Origin of the sequence: Peribacillus butanolivorans (genome assembly GCF_001273755.1) — a bacterium.
Lineage (GTDB): Bacteria > Bacillota > Bacilli > Bacillales > DSM-1321 > Peribacillus > Peribacillus butanolivorans.
Genome location: NZ_LGYA01000001.1, coordinates 137281 through 156914, shown reverse-complemented (window position 1 = coordinate 156914; position 19634 = coordinate 137281). Strand labels below are relative to the sequence as shown.

At 39.9% G+C, this 19634-nt stretch carries 16 protein-coding genes and 1 pseudogene; 9 read left to right on the top strand and 8 right to left on the bottom strand.

Going from position 1 to position 19634, the window contains the following annotated elements; translation table 11 throughout:
- Window positions 1-36: 36 nt before the first annotated feature.
- Window positions 37-678, bottom strand: coding sequence for a 5,6-dimethylbenzimidazole synthase (gene bluB / locus AKG34_RS00735; protein WP_053344332.1), 642 nt, complete (start codon window positions 676-678; stop codon window positions 37-39).
- 109 nt (window positions 679-787) lie between these two features.
- Here bluB and AKG34_RS29520 point away from each other — a divergent pair.
- Window positions 788-1314, top strand: a pseudogene (locus tag AKG34_RS29520) (isochorismatase family protein).
- Between the two features lie 209 nt (window positions 1315-1523).
- On the opposite strand, the gene AKG34_RS00730 reads toward AKG34_RS29520, so the two are convergent.
- Window positions 1524-2129: a uridine kinase family protein gene (locus AKG34_RS00730; RefSeq protein ID WP_083450630.1), complete on the bottom strand. Its 606-nt coding sequence runs from the start codon at window positions 2127-2129 to the stop codon at window positions 1524-1526.
- Window positions 2130-2219: 90 nt separating this feature from the next.
- On the opposite strand from AKG34_RS00730, the gene AKG34_RS00725 reads away from it, so the two are divergent.
- Window positions 2220-2885 (top strand): HAD-IA family hydrolase, encoded by a 666-nt coding sequence (locus AKG34_RS00725; RefSeq protein WP_407946247.1) that lies wholly within the window; start codon window positions 2220-2222, stop codon window positions 2883-2885.
- Here the strand turns inward: AKG34_RS00725 and dacB are convergent.
- Window positions 2882-4303, bottom strand: a complete 1422-nt coding sequence (gene dacB, locus AKG34_RS00720; RefSeq protein WP_083450871.1) for a D-alanyl-D-alanine carboxypeptidase/D-alanyl-D-alanine endopeptidase — start codon at window positions 4301-4303, stop codon at window positions 2882-2884. The genes AKG34_RS00725 and dacB overlap by 4 nt on opposite strands.
- 351 nt (window positions 4304-4654) lie before the next feature.
- Here dacB and AKG34_RS00715 point away from each other — a divergent pair, with 351 nt between their 5' ends.
- Window positions 4655-5149, top strand: coding sequence for a PH domain-containing protein (locus tag AKG34_RS00715; protein ID WP_053344330.1), 495 nt, complete (start codon window positions 4655-4657; stop codon window positions 5147-5149).
- 2 nt (window positions 5150-5151) lie between these two features.
- Complete coding sequence (locus tag AKG34_RS00710; protein ID WP_053344329.1) at window positions 5152-6621, top strand: PH domain-containing protein; 1470 nt, start codon at window positions 5152-5154, stop codon at window positions 6619-6621.
- Window positions 6622-6966: 345 nt separating this feature from the next.
- On the opposite strand, the gene AKG34_RS00705 is transcribed toward AKG34_RS00710, so the two are convergent.
- A complete protein-coding gene (locus AKG34_RS00705) occupies window positions 6967-7470 on the bottom strand; it encodes a general stress protein (protein WP_053344328.1) in 504 nt (167 codons plus the stop codon).
- Window positions 7471-7633: 163 nt separating this feature from the next.
- Here AKG34_RS00705 and AKG34_RS00700 point away from each other — a divergent pair, with 163 nt between their 5' ends.
- Together AKG34_RS00700 and AKG34_RS00690 are read left to right on the top strand one after the other, a co-directional pair.
- On the top strand, window positions 7634-8698 hold the full coding sequence (locus tag AKG34_RS00700; protein WP_053344327.1) for a M20 family metallopeptidase: 1065 nt from the start codon (window positions 7634-7636) through the stop codon (window positions 8696-8698).
- 513 nt (window positions 8699-9211) lie between these two features.
- Complete coding sequence (locus AKG34_RS00690) at window positions 9212-9772, top strand: 3D domain-containing protein (RefSeq protein ID WP_053344325.1); 561 nt, start codon at window positions 9212-9214, stop codon at window positions 9770-9772.
- Window positions 9773-9930: 158 nt separating this feature from the next.
- Here AKG34_RS00690 and treR read toward each other — a convergent pair whose 3' ends face one another.
- The 3 genes from treR to treP are packed head-to-tail and all read right to left on the bottom strand — an operon-like array spanning window position 9931 to window position 13832.
- Entirely contained in the window at window positions 9931-10641 is a 711-nt protein-coding gene (treR, locus tag AKG34_RS00685; RefSeq protein ID WP_053344324.1) for a trehalose operon repressor, read from the bottom strand.
- Between the two features lie 20 nt (window positions 10642-10661).
- Window positions 10662-12347, bottom strand: a complete 1686-nt coding sequence (gene treC, locus AKG34_RS00680; RefSeq protein ID WP_053344323.1) for an alpha,alpha-phosphotrehalase — start codon at window positions 12345-12347, stop codon at window positions 10662-10664.
- Between the two features lie 24 nt (window positions 12348-12371).
- A complete protein-coding gene (gene treP, locus AKG34_RS00675; RefSeq protein WP_053344322.1) occupies window positions 12372-13832 on the bottom strand; it encodes a PTS system trehalose-specific EIIBC component in 1461 nt (486 codons plus the stop codon).
- A 278-nt stretch (window positions 13833-14110) separates the two neighbouring features.
- On the opposite strand from treP, the gene AKG34_RS00670 reads away from it, so the two are divergent.
- From AKG34_RS00670 to AKG34_RS00660, 3 genes are all read left to right on the top strand, one after another.
- The gene (locus tag AKG34_RS00670; RefSeq protein ID WP_330219135.1) at window positions 14111-15031 is read left to right on the top strand and encodes a ketopantoate reductase family protein; all 921 of its coding nucleotides are present in this window, start codon (window positions 14111-14113) and stop codon (window positions 15029-15031) included.
- A gap of 231 nt (window positions 15032-15262) precedes the next feature.
- On the top strand, window positions 15263-16531 hold the full coding sequence (locus tag AKG34_RS00665) for a dicarboxylate/amino acid:cation symporter (RefSeq protein WP_053344320.1): 1269 nt from the start codon (window positions 15263-15265) through the stop codon (window positions 16529-16531).
- Between the two features lie 262 nt (window positions 16532-16793).
- Window positions 16794-18212, top strand: coding sequence for an NAD-dependent succinate-semialdehyde dehydrogenase (locus AKG34_RS00660; protein WP_053344319.1), 1419 nt, complete (start codon window positions 16794-16796; stop codon window positions 18210-18212).
- An 82-nt stretch (window positions 18213-18294) separates the two neighbouring features.
- On the opposite strand, the gene AKG34_RS00655 is transcribed toward AKG34_RS00660, so the two are convergent.
- Complete coding sequence (locus AKG34_RS00655; RefSeq protein ID WP_053344318.1) at window positions 18295-19401, bottom strand: AI-2E family transporter; 1107 nt, start codon at window positions 19399-19401, stop codon at window positions 18295-18297.
- Window positions 19402-19634: the final 233 nt, after the last annotated feature.

The window sequence follows — 19634 nt, the reverse complement described above, 5'->3', positions numbered from 1 at the left end:
TTCTCCTCACTAGCATGAATGAAGGTACAAAGAGTTTTATTTTTTACCCCACTTATCTTCAAAAATAAGATCATCCTTAGACCGTCTCTTTTCCCAGTTGGCTAATTCAAGAATAGGTTTATCCGGGTATTGATCAGTATAGCCAACCGACATAAGTGCGATAGGCTCGACGTGCGGCGGTATATCCAAAATATCACGGATATCATTTTTCTTGTAAAAGCTGACCCATCCCATTGCTAATCCCTCGGCACAGGCAGCTAGCCACATATTCTGAATCGCACAGGCAGTGGATAGAATATCGGTTTCTGGAATCGAGTTCCGCCCCAACACATGGGAACCTCCCCGTGTCGGGTCACAGGTTACACAGATGGTATATGGTGCTTCTTTTAACCCTTCAACTTTCAAACTAAGAAATTTATTTTCTTTTCCGCCTTCATAATGAATTGCGAGCGCTCTTCTCTCTTTATCGGCTGCCCAGGCCAAGCGGTTTTTGATTTCCTGAGATGAAACAACAATAAAACTCCAAGGTTGCATAAATCCTACAGACGGGGCATGGTGTGCCGCATCCAAAATTCTTTGCAGTATTTCCTTTGAAATGGGATCGGGTAAAAAACTCCTGATATCCCTTCGATTATAAATAGCTTTATATACGGCTGCTTGTTCGTCATTAGTAAACATAGTTCTCCCCCAATATTTCCGGCTTCTCAGAAATTTATCTAAAAATTCAATATAAATGTTACAGGTAAACCATTACAATTAAAAGTAACTTCGACACAGAAAAGGAATGATGGGAACAAAGCTGAAAAAGAATGTCCTGCTTATCGTTGTCGATATCCAAAAGGCATTCGATGATCCTAATTAGGGCAGGCGCAACAATCCTCAGGCAGAATTTACTATTGCCCGGTCCATTCAAGCATGGCGGGTGTCTAGTCGGCAGGTAATTTATATACTGTACTTATCTGAATCAAAGGATTCCCTCTTTTATCTCGAGAATGAAACAAGCCTGTTTAAAGCGTTCAGTCAACCAAAGTCAGCTGAATGGATTCTCACAAAATATGTGAATAATGCGTTTATCGGTACCAATCTTGAGAAGATTTTAAGAGAAGAAGCTTGTCCCCAGGTTATCATTACTGGATTAACGACCAATCATTGCGTAGAGACCACCACCCGGATGTCCGGTAACCTCGGATTCATTCCTATCTTAATATAAGATGCGACCGCTACATTAGAGGGGATAGGCCCTGATGGAATGTGCTATAGTGCAGAATTGATTACCAGATTTCCTTGGCAAATCTGCATAATGAAATTCACTGAAATTATGCTGACATAGAGCCTTATTCATAGTCTATGATGATTGGAGTTGAGAAGTACTGTAAAACATGTACAACGGAGAACAACACAGGCACTCGCCTATATTCTTGAGTCCATGAATATACCTTCTGCGATGAGCGTACTGAAAAACAAATTTCATCTGCCCCAATTGCAATGGGGCAGATGTGAAAGGCAGAACAAAGAGTCTGAATTCATCTGGTTCCGTCCACCACAAGATTCACTCTTTCTTGTGGCCTATGTGTGTCAACATAGAGATCTTCATACACCATCCAGTTATCCTCCCACATCGGACGCGCTTCTTCACCATCACGCTCAAGTCCCCGTTCCAAACGCTGATTTCGGGGACATTCTACCCAGATTGTGAAATCATAAAGTTCAGCTAGTTCTTTACGAGTGGAATACGTTCCTTCAATAATAACAAGGCCTTCAGCAGGAATCGTATGCCATTCGCCCATTGCGTCCGTTTCCCAATCATACCGTTGATATTTCGCTTTCCCCCTCCAGTTAAGCGGTTGCAGAACCTGACCAAAAACCCGTTGCCAATCATAGTCCGCACCAATTTGCTTTTTGGAGGGAGGCAGTTGGATTCTCTGTGATGACGGCAAATAAAAATCATCCATATGAACAACCGTGCTACCCGGACATTCTGATTGAATACGGGCCGCGAGCGTACTTTTTCCGGATCCTCCGCGACCATCTATGGCGATTAAATATGGAGATTGTTTTTTGGATAACGTATGAATGTTAGCTATAAGACTCTGAATCGTATAAGGTCCTTGAAGTGTTGGGAAGTTCATAAAACATTCCTCCTATACTACTTATTTCTATCCTCCCTCCCTTATATTCCTTCCTTAAGAGGATAAAAATCTAAGAAGAAGGTGCAACTATTGAATAAAATCCAATTTGCCGCCATTTTCGATATGGACGGCACCTTGTTTCAAACAAATAAGATATTAGGTCCTTCACTTGAACGAACGTTTGAAATCCTTCGATCAGAAGGGAGCTGGACAGGAGATACCCCGCTTGCCACGTACCAAAGGATTATGGGCGTCCCATTAACTGTCGTTTGGGAAACCTTATTGCCAAAGCATCCCGAGCATATTCGCCGTCAGACGGACCAACTTTTTTTAGAATGTTTGAATCAAGAAATCAAAGAAGGAAAAGGTCAGCTTTTTCCTCACGTCATGGAGACCTTGTCAACGATCAAACAGCTTGGAATTTCCATTTTCATTGCTAGCAATGGTCTTGAAAGGTACTTGAAAGAAATCTGTTCATATTTTGGGCTAAATGAATATGTTACGGACATATACAGTGTGGAAAGGTCTTCGAAAGGCTCGAAGACCGATTTAGTGCGAATGCTATTGAAAGACTATCAAATTGAGAAAGCCATCCTGATTGGTGACCGGAAATCCGACATCGAAGCAGCAAAGGAAAATGGCTTAGTGGCTGTAGGCTGTCAATTCGGATTTGCCGATGAAAATGAAATGAAAGATGCAGATATACTCATCGCTGATTTTCTAGAACTACAAACTTACATTTCTAAGGGATACTAAAGACCACTTTCTAACAAGTTTTCCTGATCTGCCAGCATCACGGCTATTTTATCCTGTATGGCCGTGATGCCTTTTTCTTCTACAAAGTTATTCAAGAGAATGGAAAAGATGATTTTTTCCCCTCTTTTGGTCGTCACATAACCAGATAAGGAGCTCGTCCCTGAAATTGTCCCTGTTTTTGCGCGAACGTTCCCAGTTGCATTAGTCTTTTTCATCCTCTTTCTTAGCGTTCCGCCAACCATTCGTTCTTCAACCCCTGCAACTGGCAATGCATTTAAGTATGCAGGAAACCATGTTTTTTCCTGAACGGCATATAGTAAACTAGTGATTTCATTTGCAGGGATCATATTGACTTGGGAAATGCCGGATCCATCACGCATCTTAATCGTATGCATATCGAGGCCCATTAACGCCAACTCGCTTTTTGCCACTTTCAATCCATCTTCCCAACTTCCATCTCCATTTGCCGCTTTACCCATTTCTTTTACCAAAACCTCGGCATGGCTGTTATTACTCAACTTCATGAAAGGAATAAGAAGTTGTGAAAGCGGCATTGATTCATGAGTGGCAATCATCCTTGCATCTACTGGCGTTTTACCTTGCTTCTTTTCACCGACCACTTTGATTCCTTGTTTCTTCATTGATTTTTCAAATAGGTTTAGTGCATACTCTGTAGGATCTGTCACCGAAAACCACTCTTTCGTCTGCCCAGCATGTTCCGGAATGGTCCCGGATACCGTTATAACATTTTTGCCATGAAACCTTTCGACATCGATTTTCTTCTTTCCATCCGCTGCTACGGTTTTTGTTTTGTTTATGATTTCCACATACTCCGTTTCCGGTTTCATCTTCACTGTTGCCTTTTTACCAGCTTTTTTACCGGGAGATACCTCCACGAGAATTGTCCCGGTATCATAGTCTTCATTCGGGGAAGCGGTTAATGCTGAAACAGCCGCTCCGTAGTATTCGTACTCATCACTCCAAACTAAGTCCTTGGAATAACGAACATCATCATACCAGGTGTCATCCCCAATGAGATTTCCATGGACGATTTGGACTTGATTTTGCTTCAGTGAAGCTGCCAACTCATCAAAATCCTTTTCTAATAAAGTAGGATCTCCTTTTCCTTTCAGATACACATCCCCCTGCAGAACATGGTCGACCTGCAATCCTTTTATGTACAGTTCTGTTTGAAAAACATAATCATCACCTAATGTTTCAAGTGCTGCCGCAGCAGTCAAAAGCTTTAGATTCGAGGCAGGCCGCAGTCTAGTTTGCGAACCGCGTTCATAAATCACTTCTCCCGTTTCTGCTGAACGAATGGAAATTCCCACTAAGGCACCTGCCAATGCTGGTGACTCATTCAAAATCCGCTGAATTTCCTGACCTAGAATTCCCTCTTCATTCGACGCCTGCATCGATTCTCCATTAAAAAAGCAAATCAAAAACAGGAAGAATATAAAACTCAGCTTCCTTTTATATGACAAACATACCACTCCTACTCTGAAAAAAACTCATCCCTACTATCTTGTCCATTTTATGGTCAGATAAAAAGTGAAGATTCACTTGAAAGTTTCACCTAATACATACACAAGAAATTCCCCAATTATTCAAGCGGTGTTTCAGCTAATCATTTACCAATCTACACTTTTATCAATAAACGGCCCCCATACCTAATAGGGCTCTTTTTCATCCCTTTAGATGATATTTAGGGAACTTTTCTGAAAGTTTATTCGTATTAGTATTAAGACACAGTAAGGAGTGAACATATGTATTCAATGATTCAACCGCCCACGAAGAAAATTTCCAAAGAATCCGTTAAAGTTTGGCGGATGACTGAAACCATTACCAATCTTGTAATCCTCGCCGTCCTTAGCATTCTATTGTATGTCGATAATTATTTTGCTTGGAAAGAATGGATTGGATGGACTTTAACCGGCCTTATCGTATTACTATTTTTTCATGCAATATGGTCCATCTTTATTGAACCAATCCTTTTGCAAAAGTATTGGCGTTACGACGTGAGCGAAGAATTCATTCAAACAAAACAAGGAGCATGGAAGGAAACTCACGAACTTATTCCGATGACGAAAGTACAATCAGTCAAGTTGAACCAAGGTCCGCTTTTGCGGAAATATAATCTTTATTCAATAAGTATCGGGACAATGGGTGCTTCCCATGACATACCTGCCATTTCAGAGAAAGAAGCGTATGAACTACGAGATAAAATTGCCCATTTCGCAAAAATTAAGGAAGTGGATTAACAATGGAAGAACATGCAAAACGGTTACACCCGTTCAAAATCCCTTTCGAATTAGGGAAAGTAATGAAAGGGAACTTGTTTTTTATTATCATGCTTTATGTACTAAACTTCGGTACTGAAAAGACATATATGAAGGTGCTCCAAATCGGGTTTCTAGTTTACTTGGTATGGCGAGTTATTTCAGTTATCCTTCAATGGTATACATATAAATACCAAATTAAAGAAGGAACCGTTCATATTACATCAGGGCTTATCTCCAAGTCGTTTCGAACAGTTCCGTTTCTTAAAGTACAAAACGTACAGCGACGTACAACTCTATTCCACAAACTTTTCAACTTAACTTCATTAACATTTGAAACCGGGATGACTGATGATCAAGGTTCTGTACCATTTGAGGTTATTTCTCAAAAAGAGGCCAAACGACTTGAACAGGAATTATCGTTGATACAAGAACTTTCTGTTATCGAAGTCGATGGTACTGAAGAGGATACCCTGGAAATTTTTGAATCAGTTTCTGAAAAGACGATTCATTTTACACCTACCAAACAGGATGTGCTGAAAGCCTCCTTTACATCACTCAGCTTCCTGGCGCTTATACCGATTGTCGCTACTATTTATAATACACTCGATGATTTTTTCAATATGGAAAATGCCGAAGGGTTGCTTGCAACGTTATTAGATACATGGTGGATTGTAACCATAGCCCTCATCGGCATTATTTGTATAGCCGTTGCATTCGGAATTATTTCCACGTTCGTTAAATTTGGAAAGTATGAAATATCATCAGACCATGAACGCGTGTATATTAAGAAAGGTGTACTTGACGAATCTGCTTTTTCGATTCAGAAAGAAAAAGTACAAGCAGTCGAGATCACCCAATCACTCATTAAAAGAATGCTTGGTTTAGCGGAAGTAAAACTGATAAGCGCAGGAAGTACAGGCGATAAAGAACTAGAAACAAATACTCTCTATCCGTTTTTATCGGTTGACCGTGCGTATGCGATGATAGAAGAGATTTTACCTACTTACAAAGTGGAACGTTCGATGGAACGCTTATCGAAACAAGCGTTCAAAGTACGAATGTTGCGGCCCAGCCTTTTCTGGATCCTTACGACCGTGGCAATCTATTATTTTAAACCGGCCATATGGTATGTATCAGTGATCTTACTCGCCCTTATTTACACATTGCGAATATTAGATTACAAAAATAGTCGTTATTTGTTAAATAACGAGATTATTCAGTTCAAATCGGGAAGTTTAGAAACGTCACTGTTTATTACAAAAAGAAGCAAAGTCATTCAAATTGAAGTAGAACGTTCGAAATTACAAAAACTCTTTGGTCTTGCCTCAATTGAAACTGTTAACCGCTCCAAACCAGTGCATCATACAAAGCTTCAAGACGTATCAGTTGAATATGCTGACGAGTTTTACACATGGTATACTTGCCGAACGCAAAATATTCAAGTCGAATAAGGTTAAAGAACGGAAGAGTTGACTATGACAGTCCGCTCTTTTTTTATTTCATCTATATTCCCCCCTCTCTTCCATCTGTAATCTGCTCTGATAAAGATACCTAACAACATTATTAATAGTTACAAGAATATTCCAACTAAAAGCTTCAAAAAAGTAAAAACATGCCGAAATATCTATTGAAACCATTTTAAAAATTTGAAGTGCTTAAGGAGCAACGAACACACTTGTCATTACCGCAGCCAAAGCCGTTTATTATGGAGATAAATTGATCGGTGTGCTCGGTGTCGACATTTCTAACAAAAAAGGGACGGACCCTAAGGATCCGTCCCTTTTTATCCAAATTTATTAAAGCGGTCTACTTTTAGTAAGCGTTTCATCCGTTTCTGTAATACCTGAGTAGGAAGAATGGGCTTTTCTCGCATCTGCATCAACTAACACAAGTAGCTTGCCAATCTTCACATCTGTTTCATATCGATTTGCCTCTTCTTCAGGTATACCTAGACCAATTAATGTGCCGGCCAGGCCGCCTGTTCCAGCTCCCACGGCTGCACCAGCCAATGTAGCAGCGAGTGGTCCAGCCGCTAATACAGGTCCAATTCCAGGAATCGCTAACGCCCCTACTCCTGCTAATAAACCAGCTGCACCGCCCAAGATGCCTCCGGTCGCTGCACCAGCAGCAAGCCCTTCTTCAACTTTTGTACCCGTTTCTTCATTCACTGTCCTTAATTCTTCTTTATCTTTCGCTACGACTGAAATATCTTCACGATTATATCCTTGAGCTTGCAAAGCCTCAACTGCCTTAATGGCCTCTTCTCCAGTTTCATATACACCAATTATACGTTTATCCATATCTATCATCCTCCTTAAAGAATGTAAATTGTCGCTCCCCCTTTACATACCCTGAGAAATGAAAAGAATAAACGTTTTTTAATAGGAAAATATTTTTGATTTAACCCTTTCTTAATAAGGGTATATATAATTATAGTATGCATATTTTTAGGAGGTTTTCTATTTGCTCATCGAGTTACTTAAAGATTTAGTATCTATTGACAGTTCATCAAAAGAAGGAGCCAACGAAGCAGTTGAATACTGTGCGGAATGGCTTAGCAAGCAAGGACTTACCGTGAATGTAATAGTAAATAACGGGTACAAAATGCTTGTAAGCGAAATTGGCAGTGGAGAAAAAACCGTGATTTGGAATGGCCATGTCGATGTTGTCAGCGGGACGCCGGATCAATTTTTCCCTGAGATTCATGAAGGGAAATTATATGGACGTGGGGCAGCTGATATGAAAGCGGGGATTGCAGGCATGATGTGTGCATTTTCAGAACTAAAAGATAGAGACTTAGGTTTGAAAATCCAGCTCCAAATCGTATCAGATGAAGAAATTGGCGGTTTGAACTGTTCTGGATATTTAGCGAAGCATGGGTATAGAGGGGACTTTGTAATCTGTGCAGAGCCGACGCAGTTAGGGATCGGCCTGCAGGCCAAGGGAGCCCTTCATCTGGATATTGAAGTATCAGGTAAATCCGCACATGGAAGCCGGCCATGGGAAGGAGTGAATGCTATTGAAAAGGCGTATGATCTCTATCAAAAAATTAAAGAACTTCCCTTTACTCGGGAAAATTCTCCACTTTACACATCCCCCTCACTTAATTTGGCTAAAATAAAAGGTGGAGATGTCTATAATAAGGTACCGGATGCCTGCTTACTCAGTCTTGATATCCGTTATCTCCCTACCCAAACCATGGAAGAGATTATTGCACAGATTGAAAGCGTGACAGGGAATAATATCCATATAAACATGTACAGCAAGCCAGTAAAAACCGAAGAGAATGACCCATTCATCACTCTTCTTCGTCCAATTATTGAAAAGAACACCAATCAGGAAGCTATCATTTTTGGACAACATGGCTCCGCTGATACTGTCTTTTTTGCGGCATATGATATCCCGGCTATTGAGTTTGGCCCAAAAGGTGAGAACTGGCATGGCGACAGGGAATGTATAAGTCTCGAATCTGTTGCTGTTTATCAACAAATGCTCGTCGATTTTGCTTCTGAATTCGTTTTATCTTAATTTATTTCATGTTACAAGCCGACATTCCTTAGCTGTCGGCTTTTTCATGCGTCTATTATTACAACGAAAAACTTTTTTTACTAGATGAAGAGATGATAGTGAAATCATTGAAAAACCCGCAAATAATAGAAAACCTCAAAAACTACGAACTTCATTTCACAAGTGAATAAGAATTGATGACGCTATCCACTAAAAAGAAAGAAGAATTCAACTCTTTATGTGTTGCTTTTTTACAAAAAATACAGGCCTTTAAACCTAAAAAAACACAACCATATTTTATTTTTTTAAACAAATTATGCCATTATATCAAGGGTATTAAACAAAAAATCTATTATATTGACAAAATACATAATATTGGAACATTTAAATGATTAGTTCTTTTTACTCAGTTTATATTACAATTGTTTATCAGCAGAAACGCTTTTGTAACACAATTACTATTCCAGCGAAACATTATTGTCATATATAACTGTTATTCTAAGTCTACGATTTAAAACAAAGGAGACTATTCATTTGAAAAAAATACTACTTCCAATTTTCACTGCTTTCTTCCTGGTATTTAGTTTTTCCGGAGTTTCATCGGCTGCTACTACTACATACAAAGTTAAAAGCGGCGACTCACTATGGAGTATCGCCAATAAACATAATATAACAGTCAATCAACTCAAAAGTTGGAACAACCTAAAAAAAGATAACATCCATCCAAAACAAGTTTTAAAGGTCAAGAAGACTTCGACCTCTGCTAAACCTAAGGCTAAAGCTAAAACGTCATCATCCAAGAAATATAAAACGATCACCGTGAAGGCTACAGCTTACACTGCGAACTGCAAAGGTTGCAGCGGTATTACAGCATCGGGTCTTAACTTAAAGAAAAACCCTAACGCAAAAGCGATCTCAGTCGACCCTAAGGTCATTCCACTAGGAACAAAAGTTCATGTAGAAGGATACGGGGATGCCATTGCGGCAGATAAAGGCGGCGCAATCAAAGGGAATAAAATTGACGTCTTCTACTCTTCTCATACAAAAGCAATTAATTGGGGTAGAAAAACGGTAAAAGTTAAAGTATATAATTAACAAAAAACAGCCTGATAGATTTCAGGCTGTTTTTTTGTTTTTTCATGCTCTACCAACTACTAAACTATAGGTTTCTTTATATTTTGCTGAATAATATTGGTAATGCCTAAGGAAACCAAAAAAGGCGCCTACGTATGAGGCACCTTCTTGTAATGTTCTCATTTTCTTCTTGCGAAATCGACGAATCGAAATTTATCAGGACGGTGACGGGATTCGGTGAATTGAAATAAACTAGCATTATCAAGGTAAACGTGACTTTTGACAACGACTATGCTGTGAAAACCTTCAAGATCGAGTAGTTTCCGATCTTCCTTTGTTGGCTCCTCAATCGTGATTTCTTTTTTGGCAAAGCCAATTGAAAGACCCAAATCTTCTTCCAAATATTCGTAAATGGATTTCCGGCAAATGTCTATGGTCAGAAGAGGGACATACTTCTCTGCAAGGAAATCTTTATCCAGGATAATTCGTTCTCCATCAATTTCACGAACACGGATGACTTTCCATACTAGTTCATCTTCTGTTTGCTTTAATGCTTCCTGCAAGGCAGGACTCGGATTAATCTTCTCGAAGGTTTCAACATATGTTTTCGCCCTCTCGCCCATTTTTTGGGTTAACTCCTTGAAGCTGACAAGTCCGGAAACTGGGAAGTCAAGTCGCTTCATTTCCAGAACAATTGATCCTTTACCCTGGACTTTGTGGATGTACCCATCTTCCGACAGCATCTTCAGTGCCTTCCTAATCGTTTCCCTTGACGCAGAATGACTTTCAGCCAATTCATTTTCAGACGGCAGCATATCCCCCGCGATTAGACGTCCATCAAGTATTTGTTTTGAAATATTTTCATATATCTTCATAAATTTATTTTTCATTAATTATCACCCAAAGTATTTTACCATTTCTTTTTCAAATGATAAACGATGGATTCATAAGGTCTAATTTCCATTTTGCGACATAGAGGCAATGACTGAGAATAATTTCCGATGAGTATAGTCTCAGATTCATTATTCAGAAGTTCCGCAGGCAGAATTAATTTTGTATCTTTTGCATAAAAATTATTAACCACAAGAAGCTGTTCGTCTCGGTAGCTACGGACATAGATAAATAACTCAGGATGTTCTGACTGAATTATTTTATAATCACCGCTCGTTATTATTTCATATTCTTTGCGAAGCTGGATTAGTTTCTGGTAATGGTAGAAAATTGAATCCTGATCATTCAATGCTTGTGCTGCATTAACATCCCGATAGTTTTCTGCCACTGGAATCCATGGGGTCCCTTTCGTAAAACCCGCCTCCTTCAATTCATTCCACTGTACAGGCGTTCTCGAGTTGTCTCGTGACTTATGCTGTAATATACAATAAATCTCCTGCTCTGACATCCCCTGCTTCTTCATATTTCGAAAATAATTCAATGTTTCTACATCCCGGTACTGCTCGATTCTGTCAAAATTCGGATTTGTCATCCCAAACTCTTCGCCCTGATAAATGAATGGTGTCCCCTGCATCATATGAATCGTTGTTGCCAACATTTTCGCCGATTCTTGATGATATAACGCATCATCTCCATAGCGTGAGACAATTCGGGGTTGATCATGATTGGACCAAAATAGTGCATTCCAACCCCCACCCTGATGCATCTCCATCTGCCACTTTGAAAGAATCTGCTTAAGAGATAGAAAATCAAATTCGCCAACCGCCCATTTTTCTCCGTTTGGGTAATCCACTTTTAAATGATGGAAGTTAAACGTCATACTCAGTTCATTCCGCTTAGGAGACGAATAGGAGATACAATCCTCAATCGTCGTCGAAGACATCTCCCCGACTGTCATGCTGTCATAATTGGAAAGTACACTTTGGTTCATCTCATGCAAAAATTCATGTACGCGCGGCCCATCCGTATAAAATTTTCTGCCGTCACCAGGCGCAAGTGTACCGTCGTCATTGGGAAATTGCTGATTCTTAGAAATGAGATTGATTACATCAAGCCGAAAGCCATCGATCCCTTTTTCAAACCAATAATGCATCAGTTTATAAATTTCCTGCCTAACCTGAGGGTTTTCCCAATTTAAATCAGCCTGAGTTTCATCAAAAAGATGCAAATAATACTTACCGGATTTTTCATCCAGCTTCCAGGCTGATCCGCCAAACTTAGAAAGCCAATTGTTCGGTTCATGACCGTCTATCGGATCCCTCCAAATATAAAAATCGCGGAATCGAGAATCATCACTTTCTAATGCTCGTTTAAACCATTCATGCTCAGTCGAGGTGTGATTTACGACAAGATCCATGATGATTCTAATTCCGTGTTCATGAGCTGCAGCTACCAGGTCTTCAAAATCCCTCATCGATCCATATTCTTCATCAATTGAATAATAATCACTAATATCATAGCCATTATCTTTTTGAGGTGATTTGTAAATCGGTGTAAGCCAGATAACATCCACTCCGAGCTCGTTTAAATAAGCAAGCTTTTCAATAATTCCCTTAATATCACCGATGCCATTTCCGGTCGTATCATTAAAGCTCTTCGGATAGATTTGATAAACAGTCGCTTTTCTCCACCATTCCTTCATCATGTCACGTCCTTTCTTTTATTAAACTTAGACGCTATGGTCTTCAATTCTTGTAATCTTTTTACTATTTAGAGTATATTTTTTTGATTTCCCCAGGAAAAAAGTAAGAAAAAAGGGGACGATAATTGCTATGACCATGCCGATGCTAAATGAAATCCATTTATTTGGAAAAATCGAGAAAATTGCTGGTATTCCGCCAACACCGATAGAGGGTGATGTGACAGCATTTAGCATAATATAGACAGCACCAAGTGCCGAACCGATCATTGCTGAATAAAACGGAAAACGATAACGCAGATTTACCCCGAACATAGCTGGTTCAGTTACACCAAGAAATGCTGAGATCGATGACGTCAGCGACAGTCCTCGCAGTTTTTCATCATTTTTCGCCAGAAACATCATGGCAAGTGCCGATGCACCTTGGGCAATATTCGAAAGTGCAAGAATCGGCCACAGGAAGGTACTTCCAATCGAACCGATGAGCTGAAAGTCAACCGCTAGGAAGGTATGATGCATCCCAGTAATAACCAGCGGAGCATATAATGCACCATATAGCAGCCCTCCTATAACAGGCGCCATGTCGAATATTCCAACGAATAAGGAAGTGATCCAGTTTCCAATCGTAAAAGTCACTGGTCCGATGACGATGAAGGCCAGAAAACCAGTGATTAGTAATGATATCGGTGCGACTACCAGCAATTGAAAGGAATCGGCAACCCGTTTATTCAAAAACACTTCGATTTTCGCCAGTACATAGGAAGCTACTAAAATAGGGAGCACCTGACCCTGGTAGCCTACTTTTTCAATCTGAAGGCCAAATAAATTCCACATACCAATATCGCCAGCTGCCTTTGCTTTTGGATAATCCCAAGCATTTAATAAGCTTGGATGAACCAGCATCAATCCTAGAATAATTCCAAGCAATGGATTACCACCAAATCGCTTCACGGCTGACCAACCGACAAGTGCCGGGAGGAATGTGAAGGCCGTGTTGGCTATTAGGTTAATGATATCGGCAAAATCACTCCACTGGGTATAGACTTGGACAAGGGATTTTTTTTCAAAAAAGATACCTGTCCCAGTCAGGATATTATTGATTCCCAATAATAAACCAGCCGTCACGATTGCAGGAAGGATTGGGATAAAGATATCAGCTAACGCCTTAACCGCCCTTTGAAGTGGATTTAAATTACTTTCAGCAACTGATTTCGTTTCTTCCTTCGTAGCAATCCCAATTCCTGTGGCTTCGACCATTTCCGCATATACCTTGTTTACCGTCCCCTGCCCGATCACGACCTGAAATTGACCATTAGCGGAAAAGGCCCCCTTCACCACATCGATTTTATCGAGTGCCTCCTTATCCACTTTCGTTTCATCTTTCAATGCAAACCGAAGCCTTGTAACACAATGCGTTGCAGACTGGATATTCTCTTTTCCTCCTACTCCTTTGACGATTCCTTCCACTATCTGACTATATTCCTTTGCCATAACAATCCCTCCCCTTAACATTTATTGTTCGTCTCTTCCCTAAATTTGTATATACATGTTTGTTATTGATAGACTAACTTGTATATACAAGTTAGTCAAGGAAAAAATGGAATCGCTTTCTTTTTTTCATCAGCCTCCGATTTTTAAACTACACAGCTTTTGTATCTTTTGGCTGTGTTCGTAAATACATAGTTTAAGAATACAACCTTATTATTCCACATAACATTTACTGAAAATTCAGTCGATGTTATGATTAGGACATCCTAATTAAAAGAGAGGTGCGCACTTTGAATATTGTCATTATTGGGGCTGGTGCACTAGGTTCCTACTTTGGTGGAAGGTTACAACAGGCCGGACAGCATGTTCAATACCTTGTCCGAAAAAAACGTGCCCAACAATTGAAAGAAAATGGCCTAAGAATAACTAGTCCTCATGGAAACTATGATTTTAACGAGCTACATATCATAGAAGATGTAAAGAAAATAGAACAAGTTGATCTAGTGATTCTTGCCGTAAAAGGCCAGCACTTGCAGGGGACCATCCCTGACTTGAAGCTGCTTGTTGAAAAAGGCGCGAAGATCCTTCCGCTTTTGAATGGAATAGAACATATCTCCATTTTGCAAGACGAACTAAGTGAAGCAGCCGTCATAGGGGGAAGCGCCTTCATTATCGCTACCCTAAACGAAAAGGGCCATGTAATTCACTCCAATAAGAATCACGATTTAATCTTTGGCCCGCTTCATCCCTCACAAACAAAGATTTGCGACGAATTTGAACAGGCAGTCCGTTCAGCTATCATGGGGGCAAGCAGAACAGAAAACATTTTAATCAGGATGTGGATTAAATATATGTTCATTACCGCTTTCTCCGGTGTAACAACCGCTTCCAACCTCCCTATTGGCACAATACGGAGATTCCCGGAAACTAATAGGTTACTAGAACATGTCCTTATTGAAATGAAGAAACTTGCAAATGCTTATAACGTTGGAATAACAGAACAGAATGTTGCTCAGGCACTAGAAAACATGGCAGGTTTACCGGACGAATCAACCTCTTCCATGCATCAAGACCTTAGAAAAGGCCAAACCCTTGAAGTAGAGCATTTACAAGGTGGTGCACTGCGTCTAGCTGAAAGGGTCAATTTAAAACTTCCCGTTATTGAAACCCTTTATGGACTCATAAAACCGTTTGAAAATTGATTTTCTCAAGTACCGGTACTACACCGGTACTTTTTTTGCGGCTTTTCAGAGTAGATCTTTAATGAATTCAATATTACTTCAAATTCCTTCTTTCCCTTCAGCTACTAAACTATCATCAAGACCAAAAAGACCAAAAAGAACAATATCACCAAAAGAATATTCTGACTCTTCCTTCTGTTACACTAAAGTTAAGTTAAGAAAGCGCTATCATATAACAAAGGAGAATGCACCTTGAAAATATTAAAAAATCTAACCGTTCAGGTCATCATCGGTATTATTCTAGGTATTACAGTCGGTTTCTTCTTCCCTACTTTCGGTGAACAGCTGAAGATATTAGCTGATTTATTTATTAAAATGATTAAAATGGTCATTGCACCAATCATCTTCTTAACGGTCGTAATCGGAATTGGCGGCATGGGCGATATGAAGAAGGTTGGCCGTATCGGCGGAAAGGCCCTGCTATATTTTGAAATCGTTACCACCTTCGCCCTTGCTATCGGAATTATCGTAGTTAATCTGTTAGGACCTGGTAAAGGTTTCAACATTGATTCAGTCGAAGGCGGAGATGTATCACAATATACAACAGCCGCTTCCGAAACGGAACATGGCGCAGTTGCCTTCATTTCTAACATCATTCCAGATAATGCAGTTGCTGCAATGGCTGGTGGCGACTTGCTCCCTATTTTATTCTTTGCTGTATTATTCGGATTATCAATGGCTGCGATGGGACCAAAAGTACAACCCGTCGTCTCCTTCCTTCAGCATATTGCTGATATTTTCTTCGGCATCGTTGGTATGATTATGAAAGTATCTCCATTGGCAGCGTTTGGGGCCATGGCTTACACAATCGGTAAGTTCGGTCTTAGTTCTCTAAGTTCTCTTGGACAGTTAATGGGTAGCGTATACATCACGATGGCCCTATTCATTATTCTTATCCTTGGTTCAATCGCAAAAATCTACGGTTTTAATATTTTCAAATTCATTGCCTATTTAAAAGAAGAGATCTTATTGGTATTAGGAACATCTTCATCGGAATCTGCTCTTCCAAGCGTAATGAAAAAACTAGAAAAATACGGTTGTTCAAAATCCGTAGTCGGTTTGGTCGTCCCAACTGGTTATTCTTTTAACCTTGATGGCACATCCATTTACTTATCCATGGCAGCGATTTTCATCGCTCAAGCATATGGTATCGATTTAAGCATCTGGCAGGAATTAACCCTTCTAGGAATCTTGATGTTAACATCTAAAGGGGCTGCAGGTGTAACAGGATCTGGTTTCATTACACTTGCTGCAACATTAGCCGCATTCCCGATGATTCCAGTTGAAGGTATGGCTCTTCTATTAGGGGTTGACCGCTTCATGTCCGAAGCGCGTGCCATCACTAATCTTATCGGTAACAGTGTTGCGACTGTAGTCATCTCTAAATCAGAAGGCGAATTCAATCCAAATCAAGCTCTCTCCGACAATGTCGGTGAAGTAGCCGTCTCCTCGGAAAAATAAAATAAACTATTAAAAAAGAGGTGCGCAACTTGCACCTCTTTTTTTGATAATCTATTATTTTAAAAACCTTCCCGATTTTTATCCTATTTCCCTATGTCTTCTCCCCTTTCTTCACTTTAATACAATGGCTCCAAAAAATAGCCAATCAAATAAATTTCAGAATCTCCAAAAAGTGTTTATAATTTTATATAACAGGTATTGGTATAAAGGTAAAAGGTTTTTAAGTAGTTTGATGGATTTAACCAAAATAGGAGGTTTTATCATGAAGGATTACGGATTATTTATTAACGGTGAGTGGTCAGATTTTGGACTGGATAAAATTGAAGTGAAAAACCCGGCAACGGATGAAGTCGTTGCCACCGTACCTAAAGGTGGTGCAGCTGAAGCGGCCAAGGCTGCCGATGCTGCTTATGAGGCCTTTACAGGTTGGGCAGCTCTCTCAGTCTATGAACGCGCCGATTTAATTTGGAAATGGCATCGATTAATCGAAGATAATAAAGAAGAATTAGCTAGAATCATGACAGAGGAACAAGGTAAACCCTTAAAAGAGGCTCTTGGGGAAATGACCTATGCTAATGGATTTTTATCTTGGTTTGCCGAAGAAGGAAAACGAGTGTACGGTGAAACAATTCCTGCTTCTGTGTCTAATAAGCGACTTTTCGTGACTAAACAGCCAGTCGGAGTGGTAGCCGTCATTACACCATGGAACTTCCCAGCAGCAATGATTACAAGAAAAGTGGCACCTGCCCTTGCTGTCGGCTGTACGGTCGTCATTAAGCCGGCCAACCTGACTCCTATTACAGCTTTAAAAATGGCAGAATTAGCAGAAGAGGCTGGTATTCCAAAAGGTGTCATCAATGTCGTGACAGGGAAATCATCAGAAATCGGTGAAACCTGGCTTAAAGATACACGTGTCCGTAAATTGACATTCACCGGTTCAACAGAAGTCGGTAAAACCTTAATGAGGGGCTCCGCCGATACAGTAAAAAAAGTCTCACTTGAACTTGGCGGACACGCGCCTGCCATCGTCTTTGAAGATGCTGATATTAATAAAGCGGTCGATGGCATTATCAGTTCTAAATTCCGTAATGCTGGACAAACATGTGTCTGTTCAAACCGTATTTATGTTCACGAATCCATTCAAGAAACCTTTATCGAAAAACTTGTGGCCAAAGTCAACGAACTTAAGGTAGGCAACGGGCTAGAAGAAGGCGTCGACATTGGTCCACTTATTGACCAAGATGCGGTGGATAAGGTTCAAAAACAAATTGATGAAGCAATCAGTAGCGGAGCTAAACTCGAAGCTGGTGGAAAATCAATCGGCGGGCTTTTCCTAGAGCCAACAATTCTTTCCAACATCGATGACAGCATGCTCTGTATGAAGGAAGAAACATTCGGTCCATTAGCTCCCATCGCCTCCTTTAAGACGGATGAAGAAGCTATTAGGCGTGCAAATGACTCCATTTTCGGATTAGCTGCATACGTGTTTACCGAAAATATCACCAAAGGCATCAAAGCTACTGAAGCGCTAGAATTCGGAATTGTCGGCTTAAACGACGGACTTCCCTCCGTTCCACAGGCTCCATTTGGTGGCTTCAAGCAAAGTGGACTCGGCCGCGAAGGTGGACACCAGGGCATTGAAGAGTTCTTAGAAGTAAAATATATTTCTTTAGGTTTGTAATATGTTCAAGTACCCTCGATTATTGGGGAACCTTTCTTAAAAAGGAAAAACGGGACCAACTCTTTTGAGTTGGTCCCATTTTTCATTCTAATATATCTTCTTCAAGCTTTTCCTCTTTCCGAATCCTGATGAACTTTACGATATTCAATACAATCGTTTTAACAACGGAATAAGTCGGAACGGCCAAAATCATTCCGATGATACCGGCAAGGTTTCCGGCAACGAGTAAAAGGATGATGATGGTTAGCGGATGTGTGTTCAATTTCTTCCCGATGACTAACGGCGAAATAACATTACCATCCAGTTGCTGAATAATCGTTACAACAAGAATGACCAATAACGCTTCGGTCGGTGAATGAATCAACGCCACAATGACCGCAGGAGCCGCTCCGATAAACGGACCTACATATGGAATGATATTGGTTACCGCACCAATCAGTCCAAATAAGAACGCATAAGGCAAACCAATGATTAAATATCCAATGAACGTTCCAATTCCGACAAACATGCAAACTAGCATCTGTCCTTGAATATAAGTAGCAAGCGTCTCTCCCGTTTCCTTAAGTACCGTTAAAGCTGGTTTTCTGTAACGAACGGGTACGAATTTCATGATGGAACTTGGAAGCTTATCCCCATCTTTCAGCATATAAAATAGGATGAAAGGAACCGTCACGACAACTAACGTAATATTCGTCACTACACTGAAAACCGAAGACAAACTATTCGTTATATTACTCGGTAAATTCGTCAAATATTTTTGAAGCGAATCTCCTACTTCTTGCAAAGGGACATAATCTTGTTCCACAGTCCACAAAAACCATTTTGACTCAGCTGAATCTTCAATGAACTTTCTTACTTGATTGAAATAATCCGGGAGGTTATTGACTAAATCTGTGACCTGTCTAGAAAGTGATGGGCCCACTAGGCCGACCAACAAACTAATCAATCCAAGGAAAAATACGTAAAGCAATAAAATCGCCAATCCCCTTGGCATTCTCCTTTTAACTAAAAAGTCAACAGTTGGGTTGAACAAAAAGAAGAGGAAACCTGAAATCAAGATTGGAAAGAACAAAGTTGAGGTAAAAATCACAATTGGCTCAAAAAGAAAAGAAATCTTTGTACCAACATAAAAAAGTAAAGACAATAATAATAGCTCTAACGTCCAAAAATGCAGTTTTGTCTTGAACAAATTATCTCCTCCAATATAACCATTCTATATTACTCCCTAATTCTAAGGAAACGACATATATAATGTAAAATTCTATGTATGATAATCCTTCATTGTTAGCAGTTTACCATACTTCTATAACCTGAACGTATAATTATATACAAAAATAATCTAAAAAAATCTTATGATACAATTCCCGCTCTTTTGGATACATAAGCATGATTTATTATTTATTAAAATCTAAAAACCAGTTA